Raw genomic sequence first — 19,977 nt, 5'->3', positions numbered from 1 at the left:
TCTCAAGCTCACTCAATTAACCTGATCCACCGTGTCGCCGCGCTCCAGGGGCGCTTCGCGCCCCAGCGGGAGCAAGCTCCCTCGCCACAGATTCCCCGGCTGTCAGCCGCGACGACGCAGTGCGTCGATACGCTCTTCCAGCGGCGGGTGGCTCATGAACATGCGAGCCAGGCCCTGCTTGATGCCACCGTTGATGCCAAAGGCATTCAGGGTGTCGGGCATGTGCACCGGCAAGCCTTGCTCGGCGCGCAGGCGCTGCAGGGCGCCGATCATGGCGCTGGTGCCGGCCAGGCGTGCACCGGCGTCGTCGGCGCGGAACTCGCGTTTGCGCGAGAACCACATGACGATGGCGCTGGCGAGGATGCCCAGTACCAGCTCGGCGAAGATGGTTGCCACGTAGTAGGCGATACCCTGGCCTTCTTCGTTCTTGAAAATCACCTTGTCGACGAAATTGCCGATGATGCGGGCAAAGAACATCACGAAGGTGTTCACCACGCCCTGGATCAACGCCAGGGTCACCATGTCGCCGTTGGCGACGTGGCCGATCTCGTGGGCCAGCACGGCCTTGACTTCATCGGGGGAAAACCGCTCGAGCAAACCCTGGCTGACGGCGACCAGTGCGTCGTTCTTGTTCCAGCCGGTGGCGAAGGCGTTGGCCTCGTAGGCTGGGAAAATCCCGACTTCCGGCATCTTGATACCGGCTTCGCGGGACAGTTGCTCGACAGTTTGCAGCAGCCATTGTTCGTGACGCGTGCGCGGCTGGCTGATGATCTGGGTGCTGGTGCTCATCTTCGCCATCCACTTGGAGATGAACAGCGAGAACAGGGAACCGGCGAAACCGAACACCGCACAGAAAATCAGCAGCTGATTGAGGTTGAGATCAACCCCGTTGGCCGCCATGAACCCGTTGAAGCCGAAGAGGCTCAGGGTGATGCTGGCAATCAGCACGACCGCCAGGTTAGTGGCCAAGAACAGCAGGATGCGCATCATGGTTGTGAAAATCTCCTCGTGCTAAAGATGTAGCGTTATGCGGGGTATATAAGGTGCCGCCGCAGGCTATTCAACTCGCCGACTATTTCAAACTGTGTCCTACACGCGTCCTAAATGTTTGAAAGACTTTTCTGAAAGTGACCAGGGAAAAGAAATGCGCTGCTTGCCCCCCGTGAACGTTGAGCCCAGATGCATGTTGACCGTCCAATCCCCAGTGTAGAAGGCCCGACGGAGTCGGCGGAACGGATATGTTGCTGAATCAAACAGCGTGCGAGGTGAGGACGCCTCGCACGCTGCCTGGCTTACTGACGGTAGGACTTGAGGAAGTTGCCGATCCGGCCAATGGCCTGGTCGAGGTCATCGACCCGTGGCAGGGTCACGACGCGGAAGTGATCCGGCCACGGCCAGTTGAACGCCGTGCCCTGGACCACCAGCAGCTTCTCGGACAGCAGCAGGTCGAGGACGAATTTTTCATCGTTGTGGATCGGGCAGACCTTCGGGTCGATCCGCGGGAAGGCATACAGCGCGCCCATCGGCTTGACACAACTGACGCCGGGAATGTCGTTGAGCAGTTCCCAGGTTCGATTGCGCTGTTCCAGCAGCCGGCCCTGGGGCAGGACCAGGTCGTTGATGCTCTGGTAGCCGCCCAGCGCCGTCTGGATCGCATGCTGGCTCGGCACGTTGGCACACAGGCGCATGTTGGCCAGCATGTCGATGCCTTCGATGTAGCTCTGGGCGTGATGCTTGGGACCGGAAATAACAACCCAGCCTGATCGGAAACCCGCTACCCGATAGGATTTGGACAGGCCGTTGAAGGTCAGGCACAGCAGGTCCGGTGCCAGGGATGCAGTGCAGATGTGCACGGCGTCGTCGTAGAGGATCTTGTCGTAGATCTCGTCGGAAAACACCACCAGGTTGTGTTGGCGGGCCAGTTCCAGCATGCCCAGCAGTACTTCCCTGGAATACACGGCGCCGGTCGGATTGTTCGGGTTGATGATCACCAGTGCCTTGGTATTGGGCGTGATCTTGGCCTTGATGTCCGCCAGGTCGGGAAACCAGTTGGCCTGTTCGTCGCACAGGTAATGCACCGGATTGCCACCGGACAGGCTCACGGCAGCGGTCCACAGCGGATAGTCCGGCGCCGGCACCAGCACTTCGTCGCCATTGTTGAGCAGGGCCTGCATGGACATCACGATCAGCTCGGACACGCCGTTACCCAGGTAGATGTCCTCGATGCCGACACCTTCGACCTGCTTCTGCTGGTAGTACTGCATCACGGCCTTGCGGGCGCTGAACAGGCCCTTGGAGTCGCTGTAGCCCTGGGCGGTCGGCAGGTTGCGGATGACGTCCTGGAGGATTTCATCGGGCGCTTCGAAACCAAAGGGGGCCGGGTTACCGATGTTCAGCTTGAGGATGCGATGGCCTTCCTCTTCCAGGCGTTTGGCGTGCTTGAGCACCGGGCCGCGAATGTCGTAGCAGACGTTGGCGAGCTTGTTCGATTTGCTGACCTGCATGGCGATGTGTTCCCGAAAATGAACGATCCAGGCGGCGTATGAACCACCGTACTGGGAATCCTGCGTCTGTGCCCAGGCCTGACGCGGTATAGGCGTCACAATCCGTTTGAATGCGCATGACGTGACTGCCAGACTGGCGTCTGACGAGGCGCAATCATACGTGCCGCCCGATCTGCGGAAAAGCGTCGGATCGGGCTTTTTCAATTGCCGAGGTAGGACGATGGAAAAGTTGGAAAAAACCCTTGAAGAATGGCACTCCATGCTCGACCCGGAGCAGTACAACGTCTGTCGGCTGAAGGGCACCGAACGGCCATTCTCCGGTAAATACAACGCCACCAAGACCGACGGCGTGTACCACTGCATCTGCTGCAACGAGCCGTTGTTCGATTCGCAGACCAAATTCGATTCGGGCTGTGGCTGGCCAAGTTTCTACGCGCCGATCGAAGGCAGCGCGGTGGTGGAGGTGCGGGACGTCAGCCACGGCATGATTCGCACCGAGGTGGTCTGCGCCAGATGCGACGCCCACCTGGGCCACGTCTTCCCCGACGGCCCGCCGCCCACGGGTTTGCGGTACTGCATCAACTCGGTGTGCCTGGATCTCGTACCCCGTTAGGCACTGCTCACAATCCCCCTGTGGCGAGGGAGCTTGCTCCCGCTGGGCGGCGCAGCCGCCCCAATAGGGGATGACGCGGTCTTGCAGGAAAACCGCACCAGCCGGGTTTACGACGGCTGCGCCGCCGAGCGGGAGCAAGCTCCCTCGCCACAAGAGCCTGTGGGCTCCACAGACCATGGGTTCGGATAATTAAATTGCACACAATTGAATCGCTCGCTATCTTCACCGCCTGTCCTATTCGTTTTGGAGCCTTGCCATGAGCGACAATCTGCTGAGCATCCCGTGCACCACCATCAAGGGGGAGCAAAAGACCCTCGCCGATTTCGCCGGCAAGGCTGTGCTGGTGGTCAACACGGCCAGCCAGTGCGGGTTCACTCCGCAATACAAGGGGCTTGAGGCGTTGTGGCAGACCTACAAGGACCAGGGCCTGGTGGTGTTGGGCTTTCCCTGCAATCAGTTTGGCAAGCAGGAGCCGGGCGACGAGGGGGCGATTACCGAGTTCTGCGAGTTGAACTTCGGTGTGAGTTTTCCGCTGTTCAAGAAAATCGAGGTCAACGGCGCCAACGCCCATCCCCTGTTCGTCCAGCTTAAACAGCGGGCGCCCGGGGTGCTGGGGTCCAAAGGCATCAAGTGGAATTTCACCAAGTTCCTGATCGGCAGGGACGGCCAAGTGGTCAAGCGTTTTGCCCCGACCACCAAGCCCCAGGACCTGACCGGTGAGATCGAAGCGCTGCTCAAATGAATGACCTGTCAGTCGATTCCCTGAAGCTCGACAGCCAGTTGTGCTTCAAGCTGTACGCTGCTTCGCGTGCAGTGATCCGTGGCTACAAGCCAATGCTCGATCAACTCGGCCTGACCTATCCGCAATACCTGGCGATGCTGGTGCTGTGGGAATGGCAGGACACGGCCCCGCTACAGCCCACGGTCAAGGCGCTGGGTGAGCGTTTGCTGCTGGATTCCGGGACGCTGACGCCGCTGCTCAAGCGCCTGGAACAGCTGGACCTGGTCCAGCGCCAGCGTTCGGCCCGGGACGAGCGGGAGGTGCACTTGAGCCTGACGACTGCCGGACGAGCCTTGCGTGAACAGGTCGGCCCGCTCAAGGCCCGCCTGTTGTGCGACAGCGGTATCGACCTGGACCGCCTCGCAACATTGCGAGACGGTCTCGATCACCTGTTGGGCCAGATCAAAGCGCTGACGTAGTCGGCACCCACTGGTCCAGCACTGCCGCCAGTTCTTCGCGGCGGAACGGCTTGGACAGGTAATCGTTCATGCCGGCCGCACGGCAGCGCTCACGTTCCTCGGGCATTGCGTTGGCCGTCAGGGCGACAATCGGCAGGTCCGACCAGCGCCCGCTTTGGCGGATCTGTCGACTGGCTTCGTAGCCATCCATTACCGGCATGTTGCAGTCCATCAACACCAGGTCGAACACCCGCTGTTCCAGTTGACTCAGGGCTTCGGCGCCGTGGGCTGCGACGGTGACTTCGCAGCCCAGTTTTACCAACATCCCCTTGGCCACCAGTTGGTTGACCGGGTTGTCCTCCACCAGCAGCACCCGTCCACGCCTGGACGGCGCCAGGGCTTCGATCTGTGCGTCATCGATGACGGTCGCCTCGCTTTGCATGGCGCGCCGCAGAATCTGGTACAGCGCATGGCGCGCCAGCGGCCGGGCCTGTTGTATCAGCGGGGCGAGGGCGGCGGCTTCTTCGCTGGGCATGAAGCTGCCATAGGCGGTCACCAGCAGGATCGGTGCATCAAAGGTTGGCCGCAGGTTGAACAGACATTCCGGGCAGTCGGTAATCAGTACGTCGGGTGTGAGCCCCAGCAACCGGTCGTCGATGGAGCGCTGCACATAATCCAGGCCCCATCCCGGCAACAGCATGCCCAGCAACTCGGCCAGGCCGCTGCTGCTGGCGGTGATGGCGACGACGTTGCCGCGCAACGGTTCGACCGGCGTTGCCGGCAGATGGCAGGGCAGGGGCAGGTCGGCACAGAACTGACTGCCGAAGCCAGCTTCGGAACTGATGGTCAACCGGCCCTGCATGGCTTCGCAGAGGTTGTAGGTCAGTGCCAGGCCCAGCCCGGTGCCACCGAACTGGCGGGTAATCCCGGCGCCGGCCTGGGTGAACGGCTGCAGGATTCTCGCCTGGGCTTCCTGGGGGATACCGATGCCCGTGTCGCAGACCTCGATGCGCACGCCGCCGTCGTAATGACTCAACTTCACGTCGACCCGGCCGAAGCGCGTGAACTTCAGTGCATTGGACAGCAGGTTGCTGACGATCTGACGCACCCGGGTCGGGTCGCCGAGAACCTGCGCCGGGAACTGCGGCTTGATCAGGCAGGCCAGTTCGACACTCGGGGCCGCGTTCTGGGAAAGCAGATTGGCCGTATCCTCCACCAGGGAGCCGAGGTCGAACGGGATGCGTTCGAGTTCCAGTTGACCGGCGTCGAATTTCGACAGGTCGAGGATATCGTTGAGCAGTTCGACCAATACCTTGCCCGAGTCATGGGCAATCGATAGCTGTTGCTGTTGTTCGGCCGTCAGGGGGCCGTCCAGGGACAGGGCGATCATTCCCAGCAGGCCGTTGAGCGGTGTGCGGATCTCGTGGCTCATGTTGGCGAGGAACGCAGAGCGGGCCTCGGCCATGTCCAGGGCCGTGCGCCGGGCCACTTCCAGTTCCTCGTTGGACTGGCTGAGGCGGGCGTTGCTGGCCTTGAGTTCGGCGGTGCGTGCCGAGACGATGTTCTCCAATTGCGCGAGGTATTCGGTGAGGCGATTTTCGGCCGTGCGCCGCTGCTGGATTTCGGTGGAGATATTTTCGAACTGCTGGTTGGCGACGGAAACCAGTACGCCGATTTCATCGGACTGGTGGCCGGCAGGGCATTCCAGGTGATTCTGTTCGTTGCTGCTCGGGTCGCGGCTGCTCAGTTCGCGGATGACCCGCACCAGGGGCTTGGTCAGCATCACGTAGAACAGTGCCAGCAGCAGGCCCGTCAGGATCAGGCTGCGGGCGAAGCCGTTGAGCAAGGTGACCTCGGCACGGCGCAGGAAACGACTGCCGAACGCATAGGTGTCGACGTCCAGTCGCAGCATGCCCAGGGATTCGTTGGGCAAATGATCCAGGTAGAGCCGATCCTCGAACTGACGCTGGGCGCCGAACAGAAAGTCGCTGATGAACCGGTAGCTGCTTTGCAGCTCGGGCCGCTTGACGCTGGCGAGCACGGTATTGTTGTTGTCGATCAGCTCGGCCCCAATGATGGCCGGTGAGCGCAACAGGCCCATGGACAGCTCCTGGGCGAGCTCGGCGTCGATGTTGTAGGCGATACGCGAGGCCGGGTTGTGGCTGATTTCCAGCAGCGAGAGGATTTCACGGTTGATCGACGCGTCTTCGCTGGCATAATCGATGCCGATCTGCATCAGACTGAGCAAGGTGCCCAACACGAAGCCCACCAGGACGGTCAGGCGGGCCTGCTTGTAGGAAAGCCGTTGGGTGAATCTGATGTCCATTGAGTGATGAACCACTTACGTTTCCCTTCGCCGGTCAAGCATAGCTGATCATCTCTGAGTACCGGTGCAGCCGGTGTGTATTGTGTGAAGTAGACCCGCCATTGGATACGACGTTTCGTAGCTCGAGCGCCATCATTACTGTGAACCTGTCCGAGGAGAAGACGTGGACTCGCGATTGAATGCTTTTCTTGAGCGTGCCGATGCCGTGCTGGCCCGGATCGAGCCTTTGCTGCCGGCGCCCCGGCCCACCATCGATTGGACCCAGACCCTGGCCGCCCGCTGGCAGCGTGACGGCCGTAGCGGCTACCTGCTGCCGCTGCAGGTCAGCCTCGACATGCGCCTGTCTGACCTGATCGGCGTGGACCGCCAGGTCGAACAACTGGGCCGCAACACCCGGCAGTTCATCGATGGCATGCCCGCCAACCATGCCTTGCTCTGGGGCTCGCGTGGCACCGGCAAGTCGTCCCTGGTACGCGCCCTGTTGGCTGAACATGCCCCGCATGGCCTGCGCTTGATCGAGATCGAACGCGATCACTTGGCCGATCTGCCTCGGGTGGTGGAGCAGGTTGCGAAACTGCCCCAGCGCTTCGTGTTGTTCTGCGATGACTTGTCGTTCGAGTCCGGTGAAGGCGATTACCGCGTGCTCAAGAGCGTGTTGGATGGATCCCTGGAGCAGGCGCCGGACAACGTGTTGCTGTATGCCACTTCCAACCGTCGTCACCTGGTACCGGAGAAGGAAAGCGACAACGAGAACTGGAAACGGGTCGACGGCGAACTTCATCCCAGCGAAGCGGTAGAGGACAAGATCGCCTTGTCCGACCGCTTTGGCCTGTGGCTGTCGTTTTATCCGTTTACCCAGGAGCATTTCCTTAACGTGGTGGAGCACTGGATCGGCGAATTGGCAGCCAAGGCTGGGCTGGCCTGGCAGCGCGACGAAGCGCTGGATGTACTGGCGGTGCGCTGGGCAACCGGTCGCGGCAATCGCAACGGACGTTGCGCCTATCAGTTTGCCCGCTATTGGGTAGGCCTGAAATTGTTGGAGCACAAGGCATGATCGATTTGAAGGGCACCGGAGTCGGCCTTGACGGCTACGCGTTGTTATCGGCACAGCTGGAATCCTTGCTGGCCGATGAGCGTGATTTCATCGCCAACGCCGCGCAGTTCTCGGCTTTCCTGTCCAGTCAGCTGGACGACCTGAACTGGGCCGGTTTTTACCTCAATCGCAACGAAGAGCTGGTCCTGGGACCGTTCCAGGGCCAGATCGCCTGCGTGCGGATCCCCTTTGGCCGCGGCGTGTGCGGTACGGCGGCCGCGACCCGGCAGACCCAGCGCGTCGAAGACGTCCATGCCTTCGCCGGGCACATCGCCTGCGACAGCGCGTCGAACAGCGAACTGGTGGTGCCGCTGGTCAAGGACGGGCGCCTGATCGGCGTGCTCGACCTGGACAGTCCGAAACTGGCGCGTTTTACCGAGCATGATCAAGCCGGCATCGAGCAGTTGGCCGCGATATTCCTGCGCCTGACGGATTGCTGATCATACCTTCAACCCTGCCTTGACCAGCAGGCCGTGGGGATCGATTTCATCGATCTGGTGCGGGTCGAGGAACTGGTTGGCGTAGCTCAGGTAGATCTTTTCATCGATGAACAGCCCGAACAGCTCGGGATCGATATGGGCGTCACGGCACATGGTGGCCATGATGCCCAGGGCTTCGCTCAGTTTCTTCGCTTTCTTGTAGGGGCGGTCGGCTGCCGTCAGCGCTTCGAAAATGTCGGCAATGGCCATCATGCGCGCCGGCAGGCTCATCTCTTCGCGTTTGAGACGCTTGGGATAACCGCTGCCATCCATCTTCTCGTGATGACCGCCAGCGATCTCCGCCACGTTGTCCAAGTGGCTGGGAAAGGGCAACTGGCTGAGCATCAGGATCGTCTGCACCATGTGATGGTTGATGACATAGCGCTCCTCGCGGGTTAGCGTGCCTCGCGTGATGCTCAGGTTGTAGAGCTCGCCGCGGTTGTATTTCCAGGCCGGTACGTCGAGCTGGAAGCCCCACGGATTTTCCGCCGGGATCAGTTCGGCTTCGTGGTGTTCGAGCAGGTGCTCGGGCTTGTCTGCCAACAGTGGCTCAGTGACCGGTAGTGTCGGCTTGGGCGTGCGGGCCTGGCGCCGGTTTTCTTCCCAGGAAACCCCCAGGCGATCATCGAGGGTTCGGGTCCACGGGCGTTGCGCGATGTGTCGCAGGCGCTGCAGATCGGCTTCGGCCATGGCTTCGGAGCCCAGGTTGCAGCGGGCGACGAAAGCAAAGTCGTCATCCAGTGCCGTCAATGTCGCGTCGCGCTGTTGCGCCAGGGATGACGGCTCGCCGCCGCTTGCCACGGCCTGCCAATAATCGACCCAGGCGTCGCGCTTGAGCACCTCGAAGCGGGTGCGTATCTCGTGGATCCGGTCGTTCAGGGTTTCCAGCTTGGTGGCCTTGTCGACCACATATTCGGGGGTGGTGACCTTGCCGCAATCGTGCAGCCAGGCGGCGATGTGCAGGGCTTCCCATTCGTCCTCGGTGGGCCGATAGGTTTCGAATGCCGGTACCTGGCTGGCAGCGGCCGCCTGGGCGAGCATCAGGGTCAGGACCGGCACCCGCTGGCAATGGCCGCCCGTGTAGGGACTCTTGGCATCGATCGCGCCGGCCAGCAACTGGATGAAGGCGTCCAGCAACTGCTTTTGCCTGGCTTGCAGGCGCTGACCCTCGATGCTCACGGCGGCGGCACCGGACACGGCCTGCAGGAAGGCGATGCGGTCGGGCTGCAGTTTTTCCAGGTCGGCTTCGGTGCCGCTGTCGGTGATCAGCAGTACCAGGACGCCGACGGTTTCCTGGTGCCGATTGCGAAGGCGAATACCGATCAGATGGACGCGCGGCGAGTCCAGCTCCCGCAGAACGCTCTGCAGATCGGCCGCCTGTTCGAAGCCCAGGGAGGCCACGAGGTTGTCCGAGGTGGCCAGTTGCTGGAGCCATTGCGGGCTGTCGCCAGCCTGGAGCTCATGACTGCGTAACTTGAAGGCCTCGAGATCCCTGGGTGTTCCATTGATGACCAGCCCATACGGCTTGACCCGGTTGTCGTCGTTCTCGCGCAAGTAGATCAGGCCTGCCTGGGCCTGGCCGATTTTTACGGTTTCAAACAACACCCGTTCCAGCAACGGGGCGAAGCGGGTTTCGGCGCGCAGGCTGGCGGTGATTTCAAAGAAACTCGCCAGGGTCTCTTTCATGCGCGCCATCGACACGCTCAACTGATCGACTTCCAGCACCGGGGAGCGACGGGACACCGGGTAGTTGAAGTCAAAGCTGCGAATGGCATCGGCCTCCTGCACCAGTTCGCGCAAAGGCTTGACCAGGATCCTGGACGTCAGCCAACCCAGGGGCAGGCACAGCAGCAGCGTGGCGAGGGTGATGAGCGCGCCTTGCCAGCGCATGCGATAGGCATTGTCCAGCAGCTCATCTTCAGGGACCAGCAGCGCCAGTTCCAGGCCCTGGGGCCCGCCTTCCTGCATGTGGCTGCGAGAAACGATCCACTGGCGTCCGTCCGCTTCCAGGCGCGTGGCATCGGTGTTGTCGTCGAGCGCAGCGGCGATGGCCAGGCTGAGGTCTCGGGCCTTGATCAGGCGTGCCGACTGGGCATCGGCGAGCAGCCGGCTGTTGTCGGGATAACCCACTGCGTTGCCCTTGGGATCGAGCAAGACGACTTCGGTGCCGGTGGTCACCTTGTGTTTGGCCAGGGTCTGGGACAGGGCCGCCAGGGTCAGGTCGGCGCCGATGACAGCCTGCTCGCCACTGCGCAGGGCGAGGGTGGTGCCGACGTTATGGGTGGAGAAAAAAACGTAGGGCTCGGTGGTGATCTGCTCGGTGCTGCCGGCGGCGCTGCGAAACCAGCTGCGGCTGCGGGGGTCGTAGGTTTCGTCGGCAATGTCCCGGCGCCCGATGAGCGTCAGCGTCTCGTCGTAGAACAGCGACTGGGAGTGAACCGGGCCTTGCTCGGTTGCCCGCTCCACGGTCCAGACTTGGTAGACCGCCTCGGCCGGTGCCTGCAGGGCGACTTTCAGGGCCGCGGTGCGCAATGGCCGGACCATCATGAAGTTGCCCTGATGATCGCCCAGGTACAACGATGCCAGGTTCGGGTTGTCCCGCAGTGCCTGGCTGAAGGGCACGAGCAGGGCCAGGCGTTGCGCCATCTGGGGAGTGCGCGTCGCCGGGTAGTCGGCCAACAGCCTCAACAGGTGGCGGATGGGTTCGTAGGTGTCGTACAGATCCAGGCGCACATCCTGTTCAATACGGTTGAACAGTTTCTCACTGCTGGACAGGATGATTTGCGTGGTTTGCCGGTAATTGAAAATCCCCAGCACCACCCCGGTCAGCAACAGAAGCAGGGTAAACATCACGCTGATGTGAACGTGCAGGGGGAACCGGCGTTTTTCCGGACGCGGTGCGCTGGGCATTGCAGTCACTCCAAGTGTCAGGGGGCGTTCTCGATGGTGTTCCCGCGTGCAGGGAAACCGATCGAGAACCCCCAGGTACGCACTGCTGAGCGAATAGCATAGTAAACGCTGGATTATTTTGCCTTGGCGATCTCCGTTTCGAGGGCCCGCTCCAGTTCGCTCATGGCTCGGTCGAGGGCGTCGATGCAATCGCTGATTCGCCTGGGCGCTTGCGCCTGGTGACAAGCGTGTTCCAGCGCCTCGCACCGCTGGATCAGTGAGGTCGCCTGGACGATGCGGGCGACGCCTTTTATCTTGTGCGCTATTTCGGCCAGTGCTGACCGGTTTGCGCTGTGGGCGATGTCGAGCAACTCCTGGCGGTCCGAGCGGCTGCTGCTGAGCAATTCGGCCAGCAGCCGTCGGTTGGACGACGGGTCGCCGCCGGTCAACGCCTGCAGGCTTTGTATGCTGAAAGCTGCCGGGCAACTGACGGGTTTGACTGCCTTGATCCATTGGCTCAAGGCGCTCAGGCTGATTGGCTTGAACAGGCAGTCGTCCATCCCAGCGTCCTGGCAGCGTTGTTTTTCCTCCGGTTGGGCATTGGCAGTGAACCCCAGTAGGGTGCAGGGCGGTCGTTGCTGCTCGGATTCATCGCGACGAATCGACCGGGCCAGTTCGTAGCCGCTCATGATGGGCATGTTGCAATCGGCGATGATCAGATCGAAGTGGTTCTTTTGCCAGACCTCAAGCCCGTGGGCACCATCATGGGCGACCTGGTAGTGATGGCCCAGGTATTCCAATTGCTGCGACATCAGCAGGCGGTTGGCGGGATGATCGTCCACGATCAGGACGTTCAGGGGAGCCTGGGCCGTTTCGATGACCGGTTCAGGTGGGGGGCGAACCGGCGCCGTCGCCAGGACGGTCAGCTGCAGGCAGACCTGGACCTGGGTGCCGGTGCCGGGTTGGCTGTTCATGTGCAGGCTGCCGCCCATCATCCGGCACAGGTTACGACTGATCACCAGCCCCAGCCCCGCACCGTTGCGGGCCATCCGGCTGGTGTTATCGACCTGGGCAAACGGCTCGAACAAACGTTGCAGGTCCGCCGGAGCAATACCGATGCCGCTGTCGTTGACCTCCAGGTGCATTTGCAGGACGTCGTCCCGGTCGGTTGGAGACAGCCGGACCTTGATCACTACCTGGCCCTGCTCGGTAAATTTGAGGGCATTGCTGATCAGGTTCGACAGCACCTGTTTGAACCGCAACGGGTCCATCAACACGTCAGGGCTGCCCTTGGCGGCGTCGAACTGCAGGGACAACGCCAGGTTTTTCTGCCGGGCCACGCCCTCGAATACCCGAATGACCGATTGCAGCAAGGCCCTGAGATTGACGCGTTCGGGGGCCAGGCTCAGATGACCGGATTCGATACGGGCGATGTCCAGAATATCGCCTATCAGTTCGAGCATGCCGGAGGCCGACTCGTACGCGACTTCGATGGTCGAACGGTCTACACGGCCCTTATCGGCCTGTTTCAGGGCCAGCTCAAGCATGCCGATCACCGCGTTCATGGGGGTGCGGATTTCATGGCTCATGGTTGCCAGGAACGTGCTTTTGGCGCGGTTCGCGTCATCGGCCCGTTGCTTGGACGCGCGCAGCTCCTCGAACAGCTGGCGCCGCTCACTGATGTCGATCCAGCCGCCGATGATGCCTTGCACTTCGGCGGCGGAGTTTCGGTAGGGGAGGATCCAGTGATAGATCGTCAGTTGCCGGTCCCCGATGTGCAGGGGCCGGTCGACGATCAGGGCGGTGCCTTCGGCCATGACGCGTTGGTAGTCCGCCTGGTACTCCTGCGCTTCGAAGGCGTTGCTCATGGATCCTGGCATCAGGCTCTTGCCGATGACGTCTTCGCGTTTGACGTCGAACGTTTGCAGGTAGCTGTCGTTGCAGCTTTGCAGGATGCCGTTGCGATCCCTCACGTAGATGGGATGGGGGGTGCCGTTGAGCAGTGAATGCATGAATTCGAGTTGATCATTGAGGGCCAGTTCCGCCCGTTGGCGTTGCCTGATCTGGCGCTGCATGTAGGCGTTCCACGCCAGGGAAAACAGTAACAACAGGCCAACGCCCACGACGACCTGGAGGAACAGGCGGTTGTAGGCGCGCCAGGTGTGTTCCGAGGGCGAGACGTAACCGCGCCAGCGGTTGTTGATGACGCCCAGTTCGTCAGGGTCGATGCTGGTCAGGGCCTTGTCGAGGATGGCGTTCAACTCTGTGGCGTTTTTTGCCGTGGCCAGCGCGAACATGGCCTGTTGGGTGCCCACCGTGCTGCTGATTTGCAACCTGTCGCGCCACGCATAGGAGGAGATGAAGTAGTTGGCCATCACCTGCGAGTTCACGCTGCCGTCGACCTGGCCATGGGCGAGCATTTCCACGGCGCGCAAGGGGCCGTCCGTTTCGATGATTTGAAGGTTCGGGTACTGGCTGCGTAGCCATCCGATGACCGGATTGCCTTTGGCGATTGCCAGGCTGGCGTGGCCTAACTGATCGAGTGTCGTGGGCGTGTCGGACTGTTTGCGGGTCAGCAGGACGAACGAGCTATCGACGTAGGGGCGGCTGAACTTCAACTGGAGTTGTCGTTCACTGCTGGGCAAAAGTGCGGCGATCATGTCGGCTTGATCGTTGAGGACCGCAGCAATCATTTCGCTGTCGTTCTGGCGGTGCTGGATGTCCAGGCGCAGGCCGGTGCGCAGCCGGATCAGTTCCAGCAGGTCGGCACTGATACCGCGAAAGTCCCCCTCCGCATCGAAGAAGGTGAAGGGCGCGGAGGTTTCGTTCACCACCACCCGGACCACCGGATGCCTCGCCAGCCAGCGTTGCTCGCGGTCGGTCAGTTGTATCCTGTGGTCCGTGAGATACAGGTCGCTGCCAGCACTCCAGCGCTTGGAGATGGCGGCTTGCTCGGCAATGGAAACCTGGCTCAGCGTAGCGTTGATGACTTCCAGCAAGCGGGTGTCGCTACGCCGTACGGCGAAACCGAACCCATGGGATTCGTGTTTGCCGAAGCTGGCCATGCGGATATTGCTCAAGTAGCCCTTGTTGATCATGTAGTGGGTGGAAAGGGTATCGCCGAGAAATACATCGGCCTGACCGAAGGCGACGGCATTGATGGCGTTCTGGTAGGACGGGTAGGTGGTAATGAGTGCCTTGGGGTAGAGTTTTTCAATTTCCCGTAGCGGCAGGTAGTGATAAACCATGCTCAGCCGCAACCCCTCGAGATCGTCAGTCAGGGATCGGCTTTCATTCGTTCGGGTGACGAGAACGGGTTGGTCCACTGCGTACGGCGTCGACAGCACAATGTCGGGGTTGCGCGCCTCGAAACCGTTGGCGGTGCCAAGCATATCGATTTGCCCGTCCTTGAGTGCGGCCATGGCCGCCTCGCGGGAATCGAAGCGCAGGACTGTTATGGGCAGGTCGATGGCCTTGGCGATGATGTCGGCGTAATCAGCCGTCAGGCCTTCGTAGTCGCGTCCGCTGGTGGAAAGATCGAAGGGCGGGTAATCCGGGGCGGAAGTTCCCAGGACCAGCGCTTGCCGATCCTGTAGCCAGGCGCGGTGAACATCATCCAGCTTGACCTCGGTATGGGCCATGGACGAGCGGCCCAGCAGGGTATATTGCTCGGGCGCATTCGCTGCCGCCGTGAGCATTCCTGTATAAAACGCTGCGCTGATCAGCAGGAGACATTCGGTTATGCGTCTGAGCATCCTGTTTTTCTCACACCAGCGCGTTGCGCTTCGCCATTTCAATCAGATCGACCAACGACTTGACCTTGAGCTTCTGCATCAGCCGTTTCTTATAAGTACTGACGGTCTTATTGCTTAGAAACATTCCTTTGGCTATTTCCTTGTTGGTACGACCCTGGGCAAATAGTTGCAGCACCATCAGTTCCCGATCATTGACACTTTTGAAAAGGTCCAGCTCGATACTGCGTGGGTCATCCGGGCGTACCGGATTCAGCGCCTGGCTGGGAAAGTAGTTATAGCCGGACAATACTGCTTTGATTGCGCTGACAAGTTCGCTGAGGTCTTCCTGTTTACAAACGTAACCAGAGGCACCGGACTGCATGCATCGAATGCCGAAGAGCGTCGGCGACTGGGCCGTGAGCACCAGCGTCTTGAGCGGAGTGGTCATGGCGTTGAAGCGCGAGAGGATTTCCAGCCCGTCGAGTTTGGGAATGCTGATGTCCAGGATAACCAAGTCTGGCATGCATTCGCGCACCATTTGCATCGCATCGACGCCGTTGTCAGTTTCTCCCACGACCTTATAGCCCTCATGCTCCAGAAGCATGCGAACAGCGAGGCGGATGACCGGATGGTCGTCGACAATGAAAACGGAGTTCATGAATAAATTACCCTGCGAACTTGAATAAAGCGCGCACCTTAGCCCACTTACAACCAGGGCCGTACGAAGAGACGGGCATGCAACTTCAATTTCAGAAGTTTCCTACAAAAAAAGAGGCAAGATATTACGATGTAATCGGTTTTTTAGTAGGTGGATGGCAAAAAGAGATGAGAGGAGTTGGCAGTGTGTGAAGGGATATTTCTTTGATTGTGTTGGTTGTGCAAACAAAGGAAGCGTTTTTAATCGAGGTGTGTGTAAGCCATACATTATTTATCTACTTCAAACTCCCTGTGGCACAGCGCTACAGAATTCACATTCACCGCCAATCCCCTGTGGGAGCGAGCAAGCTCGCTCCCACTTTTTTCGAGGTGCTGCAAAGGGTGCCTTTTATTGGCGCGTGCGGCCGGTCATTTCCTGGGCCATTTCGCTGGCGTAGCTGTCGGTCATGCCGGCAATGAAGTCGATCATTCGCAGGAACGCGCCATGCAAAGGTCCATTGGGATTCGGCGCATTGTTCCCCAGCAGGTCGAGAATGCGGCGATTCTTGAACGAAGGCGTGCGGCCCCCATGCTGTTCAAGGGCCGCTCCGCAAAATCCGTTGAGCAGGATTTCCAGCGTGGTGTAGGCGCCGATTTCATGCAGGGTCTTGCGCTTGTCCTGGAAAATTTTCCGGCGCGCCATGTCCTTGGCATTCAACACGCAGCGTTTTGCCGGGCCGTGCATATGCTCCACGAGATCTCCTGGCAATGTGCCGGCAAGCAAGGCTTCCTGCTGTTCGACAAACGCCCGGGCGGCGGCGTTGGTCAGGTGTTCGATGGCCTTGCCCCGCAGGATCGCCAGTTTGCGTCGCCGCGAGTCCAGTGGCCCCAGCTGCCGGTAAGTGTCCGGAAGATCATCGCCCACCAGGTCCAGGAGCAGCGATTCCACCTGGGGGTATTCCAGGAGATCCATCTCCACGCCGTCTTCCAGGTCGATCAGCGCGTAGCAGATGTCATCGGCGGCTTCCATCAGGTACACCAAGGGATGCCGTGCCCAGCGTTGATCCTCGATCTGTGGCAAACCGAGTTTGTGGGCAATCTGCTCCAACAGTGGCAATTCGCTCTGGTAGCAACCGAACTTGTGCTTCTTGTAGCCCAGCGAGTCCGCGTGGCGGGCAGTCCAGGGGTATTTCAAATAGGTGCCGAGGGTGGCATAGGTCAGCCGCGTTCCGCCGTCGAACTGATGGTATTCAAGTTGGGTGAGGACGCGGAATCCCTGGGCGTTACCTTCGAAGTTGAGGAAGTCGTTGCGCTCGGCTTCGCTCATTGCATCGAGCCAACCACGGCCGGCAGCCTGCTGGAACCAATAGCGGATAGCATCCTCGCCGGAGTGACCGAACGGCGGGTTGCCAATGTCGTGGGCCAGGCAGGCCGATTGCACCACCATGCCCAGGTCGCTTGGCTCGCACCAGTCAGGCAGGGCATTGCGGATGGTTTCCCCCACGCGCATGCCCAGGGAACGCCCGACGCAGCTGACTTCCAGGGAATGGGTCAGGCGCGTATGGATGTGGTCGTTGCTGGAGACCGGATGCACTTGCGTCTTGCGTCCGAGGCGGCGGAAGGCGCCGGAAAAGATGATGCGGTCGTGGTCCTTGTGGAAAGGACTGCGGCCCAGTTCTTGCGGACTGTGCAGCGGTTTTCCGAGGCGTTCGCGAGTCAGCAGGGTGTGCCAATCCAAGGCCGGTTGCTCCGTTTGATGGTGTCGGTGTCCTAGCTTCCCGGTTCGTGGGCTGCCCTGCAAGGCTTATAGGCCTGCACAGACTGGATACACAACCCTGTGTGGCGAGGGAGCTTGCTCCCGCTGGACTGCGAAGCAGGCCCATTTTTGTGAGTGCTTCGCACTCAAGCGGGAGCAAGCTCCCTCGCCACCGGGGCCTCAGGGTTTGCGCATATCTTTGGCCAGCTTGATCAACGGCAGCAATGTCGTTGCCAGGCGGATCAGGCCCGTCAAGCCACCGCCACCACCATTGCGGGTTCGTTTTCCGGTGATGAAACCGAGCAGGGACACCGCCGCCACACCCCACAGTGGCGCGTGCTTGATGCCGAAGCCTTCGTGCCAGCTTTGCGTCAAGCCGCGTGCCCGGTGCAAGGGCTGCAGCAACTGGCGTGTTTCCTGGCGGATTTCCTGGCGGTGCATTTCCATGCGCAGACGCACCAGCGCCTTGCGCATTTCCTGTCGTGTCCGGGCTTGAGGAATATCAGGCAGGCTCATGGCAACAGGCGCTCCCGATCATTGGCCAGTTCTTCGAGGGTGGCGTGGAAAGGAGAGGACTCGTCGTAGATCGCCGCCTTGAGCCGAAGCCCGCAGAACAGCGCCGCCAGCAGATAAAACAGGCACAGGCCGATAATGCCGGCCAGACGATAGGTGTCCCATACCAGGATCAGTACCAGCGCCGAAAGCCCGACCAACAGCAGCAGGCCGAACACCAGCGCAAGGCCGGCGAACAGCAGGAGACTGACAGTGCGTGCCTTCTGTTCCTGCAGCTCCATGCCGAACAATTCGACGTGGCTATGCAGCAAGCCAAGGAACGCCGCGCCCAGGCGGCGTGCTGTAGTTTTTGTGCCCGCTTCGGACGAGCCGGATTCGTCGATACCCATCATCAGCGCCGTGTCGCCAGCAGACCAATCAGAAAGCCAACGCCTGCCGCAATGCCTACGGATTGCCAAGGGTTGGCCTGTACATATTCCTCGGTGGCGACCACCGCAGCCTGGCCGCGTTCGCGCATGGAATCTTCCGTCAGCTTGAGCGTTTCGCGGGCGCGCAGGAGGGTTTCGTGAATCTGGCTGCGCAGTGCATCGGCTTGATCGCCTGCCAGCGTCGCGGTGTGATCGAGCAACCGCTCCGTGTCGCTGACCAGCGTCTGGAAATCTTCCATCAGGGTTTCTTGAGCAGTCTTTGCCTGGGGTCTGGTCATCGGTGAATCTCCGTAAGTGACGTCTGAAACGTTCGAGTATGAGCCTTGCTGGAAGGTTCAGTACAAGTGACTGGTACAACTTTTGCTCAGGTTTTTGCCATGTACTGGTGCATCAACCTGCGCCAGTGCGCTGAAGCTGGGCGAAAGCCCGAAAAACCTTAACCCAAATAATCAAAACCCGCGAAGCACCTCCAAGCGGGATTTCGTTTTGACCGTTCTTGCGCACCAAAGCGGTTCGTCGGCCTGCGTACGGCCAATGAGTCGTTTCAACTTGGTGCGCTCGCAAGGCTGGCGAACCGGTTTGGTGCTTTTTTCAACTTTTTCAGGTCTGCCCATACCATGGAAAATATGCAAAACGCCGTGGACGGTCTGGTCCACAGCTCCAACACGCTGTTCATCCTGCTCGGCGCGGTCATGGTCCTGGCCATGCATGCCGGCTTTGCGTTTCTTGAAGTGGGAACGGTCCGGCAAAAGAACCAGGTCAATGCGCTGTCGAAAATCCTCAGCGATTTCGCGGTCTCGACCCTGGCCTATTTCTTTATAGGCTATTGGATTGCCTACGGTGTGACCTTCCTGCAACCGGCGGCGGCGCTCAGCGTCGATCATGGCTATAGCCTGGTGAAGTTCTTCTTCCTGCTGACCTTTGCCGCTGCGATCCCGGCCATCATTTCCGGTGGTATTGCCGAACGTGCCCGGTTCGCACCGCAGTTGTGCGCCACGGTGCTGATCGTGGCGTTTGTCTATCCGTTTTTCGAGGGCATGATCTGGAACGGCAATTTTGGCCTGCAGGCCTGGCTGCAAGCCCGGTTCGGCGCCAGTTTCCATGACTTCGCCGGCTCCGTGGTGGTGCATGCCATGGGCGGCTGGCTGGCGTTGGCTGCCGTGCTCTTGCTCGGCCCGCGTAATGGCCGCTACCGGGACGGTCGCCTGGTGGCGTTTGCGCCTTCGAGCATTCCATTCCTGGCCTTGGGTTCGTGGATCCTGATTGTCGGCTGGTTCGGTTTCAACGTGATGAGTGCCCAGACCTTGCCCGGGGTGAGCGGGCTGGTGGCGGTCAATTCGTTGATGGCCATGGTGGGCGGTACCGTGGCGGCATTGATTGTCGGACGCAATGACCCGGGCTTCCTGCACAACGGCCCGCTGGCCGGTTTGGTGGCGGTCTGTGCCGGTTCCGACCTGATGCACCCGGTCGGTGCGCTGGTCACGGGGGCCATTGCCGGTGCCTTGTTTGTCTGGTGCTTCACCGCGGCCCAGGGCAAGTGGAAGATCGACGATGTGCTCGGCGTCTGGCCGCTGCATGGGCTGTGCGGTGTCTGGGGCGGCATTGCTTGTGGCGTCTTTGGCCAGAGCGCCCTGGGCGGCCTGGGTGGGGTCAGCCTGGTCAGCCAATTGATCGGCACGGCGCTGGGCGTTGTCGTCGCCCTGGTCGGTGGGTTCGCGGTCTATGGCGCGATCAAGGCCGTGCTGGGGCTGCGCCTGACCCAGGAAGAAGAGTATTACGGCGCCGACCTGTCGATTCACAAGATCGGCGCGGTCAGCCAGGACTGAG

16 protein-coding genes are annotated in these 19,977 nt (G+C 60.7%); 6 read left to right on the top strand and 10 right to left on the bottom strand.

Annotated elements, in window-relative coordinates; translation table 11 throughout:
- Positions 1–102 precede the first annotated feature (102 nt).
- Together htpX and BLT00_RS17280 are read right to left on the bottom strand one after the other, a co-directional pair.
- Positions 103–990 (bottom strand): protease HtpX, encoded by an 888-nt coding sequence (htpX, locus tag BLT00_RS17285; RefSeq protein ID WP_003199411.1) that lies wholly within the window; start codon positions 988–990, stop codon positions 103–105.
- Between the two features lie 302 nt (positions 991–1,292).
- Complete coding sequence (locus BLT00_RS17280) at positions 1,293–2,504, bottom strand: pyridoxal phosphate-dependent aminotransferase (protein ID WP_003199412.1); 1,212 nt, start codon at positions 2,502–2,504, stop codon at positions 1,293–1,295.
- A 220-nt stretch (positions 2,505–2,724) separates the two neighbouring features.
- Here BLT00_RS17280 and msrB point away from each other — a divergent pair, with 220 nt between their 5' ends.
- The 3 genes from msrB (at position 2,725) to BLT00_RS17265 (ending at position 4,317) form a co-directional block, all read left to right on the top strand.
- On the top strand, positions 2,725–3,117 hold the full coding sequence (msrB, locus tag BLT00_RS17275) for a peptide-methionine (R)-S-oxide reductase MsrB (RefSeq protein ID WP_092144817.1): 393 nt from the start codon (positions 2,725–2,727) through the stop codon (positions 3,115–3,117).
- 256 nt (positions 3,118–3,373) lie between these two features.
- A complete protein-coding gene (locus BLT00_RS17270; RefSeq protein WP_092144815.1) occupies positions 3,374–3,859 on the top strand; it encodes a glutathione peroxidase in 486 nt (161 codons plus the stop codon).
- Positions 3,856–4,317: a MarR family winged helix-turn-helix transcriptional regulator gene (locus BLT00_RS17265; protein WP_092144813.1), complete on the top strand. Its 462-nt coding sequence runs from the start codon at positions 3,856–3,858 to the stop codon at positions 4,315–4,317. The genes BLT00_RS17270 and BLT00_RS17265 overlap by 4 nt, the downstream gene beginning before the upstream one ends.
- Here the strand turns inward: BLT00_RS17265 and BLT00_RS17260 are convergent.
- Entirely contained in the window at positions 4,301–6,622 is a 2,322-nt protein-coding gene (locus BLT00_RS17260; protein ID WP_092144811.1) for a hybrid sensor histidine kinase/response regulator, read from the bottom strand. The genes BLT00_RS17265 and BLT00_RS17260 overlap by 17 nt on opposite strands.
- A 163-nt stretch (positions 6,623–6,785) precedes the next feature.
- Between BLT00_RS17260 and BLT00_RS17255 the strand changes: the two genes are divergently transcribed.
- Entirely contained in the window at positions 6,786–7,676 is an 891-nt protein-coding gene (locus BLT00_RS17255; RefSeq protein ID WP_003199422.1) for an ATP-binding protein, read from the top strand.
- Positions 7,673–8,155: a GAF domain-containing protein gene (locus BLT00_RS17250; RefSeq protein ID WP_014337288.1), complete on the top strand. Its 483-nt coding sequence runs from the start codon at positions 7,673–7,675 to the stop codon at positions 8,153–8,155. The genes BLT00_RS17255 and BLT00_RS17250 overlap by 4 nt, the downstream gene beginning before the upstream one ends.
- Here BLT00_RS17250 and BLT00_RS17245 read toward each other — a convergent pair whose 3' ends face one another.
- The 7 genes from BLT00_RS17245 to BLT00_RS17215 form a co-directional block, all read right to left on the bottom strand.
- On the bottom strand, positions 8,156–11,104 hold the full coding sequence (locus BLT00_RS17245) for an HD domain-containing phosphohydrolase (RefSeq protein ID WP_092144809.1): 2,949 nt from the start codon (positions 11,102–11,104) through the stop codon (positions 8,156–8,158).
- Positions 11,105–11,217: 113 nt separating this feature from the next.
- Positions 11,218–14,838: a transporter substrate-binding domain-containing protein gene (locus BLT00_RS17240; protein ID WP_175456219.1), complete on the bottom strand. Its 3,621-nt coding sequence runs from the start codon at positions 14,836–14,838 to the stop codon at positions 11,218–11,220.
- 10 nt (positions 14,839–14,848) lie between these two features.
- Positions 14,849–15,475: a response regulator transcription factor gene (locus BLT00_RS17235; protein WP_003199430.1), complete on the bottom strand. Its 627-nt coding sequence runs from the start codon at positions 15,473–15,475 to the stop codon at positions 14,849–14,851.
- 387 nt (positions 15,476–15,862) lie between these two features.
- Positions 15,863–17,191 carry a deoxyguanosinetriphosphate triphosphohydrolase gene (locus tag BLT00_RS17230; RefSeq protein WP_092144805.1) on the bottom strand — a complete coding sequence of 443 codons (1,329 nt, stop codon included), beginning with the start codon at positions 17,189–17,191 and terminating at the stop codon, positions 15,863–15,865.
- A 198-nt stretch (positions 17,192–17,389) separates the two neighbouring features.
- The gene (locus BLT00_RS17225) at positions 17,390–17,725 is read right to left on the bottom strand and encodes a hypothetical protein (protein ID WP_092144803.1); all 336 of its coding nucleotides are present in this window, start codon (positions 17,723–17,725) and stop codon (positions 17,390–17,392) included.
- The gene (locus tag BLT00_RS17220; protein ID WP_063322302.1) at positions 17,722–18,111 is read right to left on the bottom strand and encodes a phage holin family protein; all 390 of its coding nucleotides are present in this window, start codon (positions 18,109–18,111) and stop codon (positions 17,722–17,724) included. The genes BLT00_RS17225 and BLT00_RS17220 overlap by 4 nt, the downstream gene beginning before the upstream one ends.
- A gap of 2 nt (positions 18,112–18,113) precedes the next feature.
- Complete coding sequence (locus BLT00_RS17215) at positions 18,114–18,428, bottom strand: ElaB/YgaM/YqjD family protein (protein WP_092144801.1); 315 nt, start codon at positions 18,426–18,428, stop codon at positions 18,114–18,116.
- 339 nt (positions 18,429–18,767) lie between these two features.
- Between BLT00_RS17215 and BLT00_RS17210 the strand changes: the two genes are divergently transcribed.
- On the top strand, positions 18,768–19,976 hold the full coding sequence (locus BLT00_RS17210; RefSeq protein ID WP_092144799.1) for an ammonium transporter: 1,209 nt from the start codon (positions 18,768–18,770) through the stop codon (positions 19,974–19,976).
- The last annotated feature ends 1 nt before the right edge of the window (position 19,977 follow it).

The sequence above is a fragment of the Pseudomonas sp. NFACC51 genome (assembly GCF_900103575.1).
Taxonomy (GTDB): Bacteria; Pseudomonadota; Gammaproteobacteria; order Pseudomonadales; family Pseudomonadaceae; genus Aquipseudomonas; species Aquipseudomonas fluorescens_Q.
Note: the sequence above shows the minus strand (reverse complement) of the source record. Positions and strands in the feature narration are given on the sequence as shown.

Excerpts from the sequence above, each read along its gene's own strand:
- BLT00_RS17240 (WP_175456219.1), bottom strand. The coding sequence starts at position 14,838 with ATGCTCAGACGCATAACCGAATGTCTCCTGCTGATCAGCGCAGCGTTT.
- BLT00_RS17235 (WP_003199430.1), bottom strand. The coding sequence starts at position 15,475 with ATGAACTCCGTTTTCATTGTCGACGACCATCCGGTCATCCGCCTCGCT.
- BLT00_RS17260 (WP_092144811.1), bottom strand. The coding sequence starts at position 6,622 with ATGGACATCAGATTCACCCAACGGCTTTCCTACAAGCAGGCCCGCCTG.
- msrB (WP_092144817.1), top strand. The coding sequence starts at position 2,725 with ATGGAAAAGTTGGAAAAAACCCTTGAAGAATGGCACTCCATGCTCGAC.
- BLT00_RS17270 (WP_092144815.1), top strand. The coding sequence starts at position 3,374 with ATGAGCGACAATCTGCTGAGCATCCCGTGCACCACCATCAAGGGGGAG.
- htpX (WP_003199411.1), bottom strand. The coding sequence starts at position 990 with ATGATGCGCATCCTGCTGTTCTTGGCCACTAACCTGGCGGTCGTGCTG.
- BLT00_RS17210 (WP_092144799.1), top strand. The coding sequence starts at position 18,768 with ATGGAAAATATGCAAAACGCCGTGGACGGTCTGGTCCACAGCTCCAAC.
- BLT00_RS17250 (WP_014337288.1), top strand. The coding sequence starts at position 7,673 with ATGATCGATTTGAAGGGCACCGGAGTCGGCCTTGACGGCTACGCGTTG.
- BLT00_RS17215 (WP_092144801.1), bottom strand. The coding sequence starts at position 18,428 with ATGACCAGACCCCAGGCAAAGACTGCTCAAGAAACCCTGATGGAAGAT.
- BLT00_RS17245 (WP_092144809.1), bottom strand. The coding sequence starts at position 11,104 with ATGCCCAGCGCACCGCGTCCGGAAAAACGCCGGTTCCCCCTGCACGTT.
- BLT00_RS17220 (WP_063322302.1), bottom strand. The coding sequence starts at position 18,111 with ATGGGTATCGACGAATCCGGCTCGTCCGAAGCGGGCACAAAAACTACA.
- BLT00_RS17265 (WP_092144813.1), top strand. The coding sequence starts at position 3,856 with ATGAATGACCTGTCAGTCGATTCCCTGAAGCTCGACAGCCAGTTGTGC.
- BLT00_RS17280 (WP_003199412.1), bottom strand. The coding sequence starts at position 2,504 with ATGCAGGTCAGCAAATCGAACAAGCTCGCCAACGTCTGCTACGACATT.
- BLT00_RS17225 (WP_092144803.1), bottom strand. The coding sequence starts at position 17,725 with ATGAGCCTGCCTGATATTCCTCAAGCCCGGACACGACAGGAAATGCGC.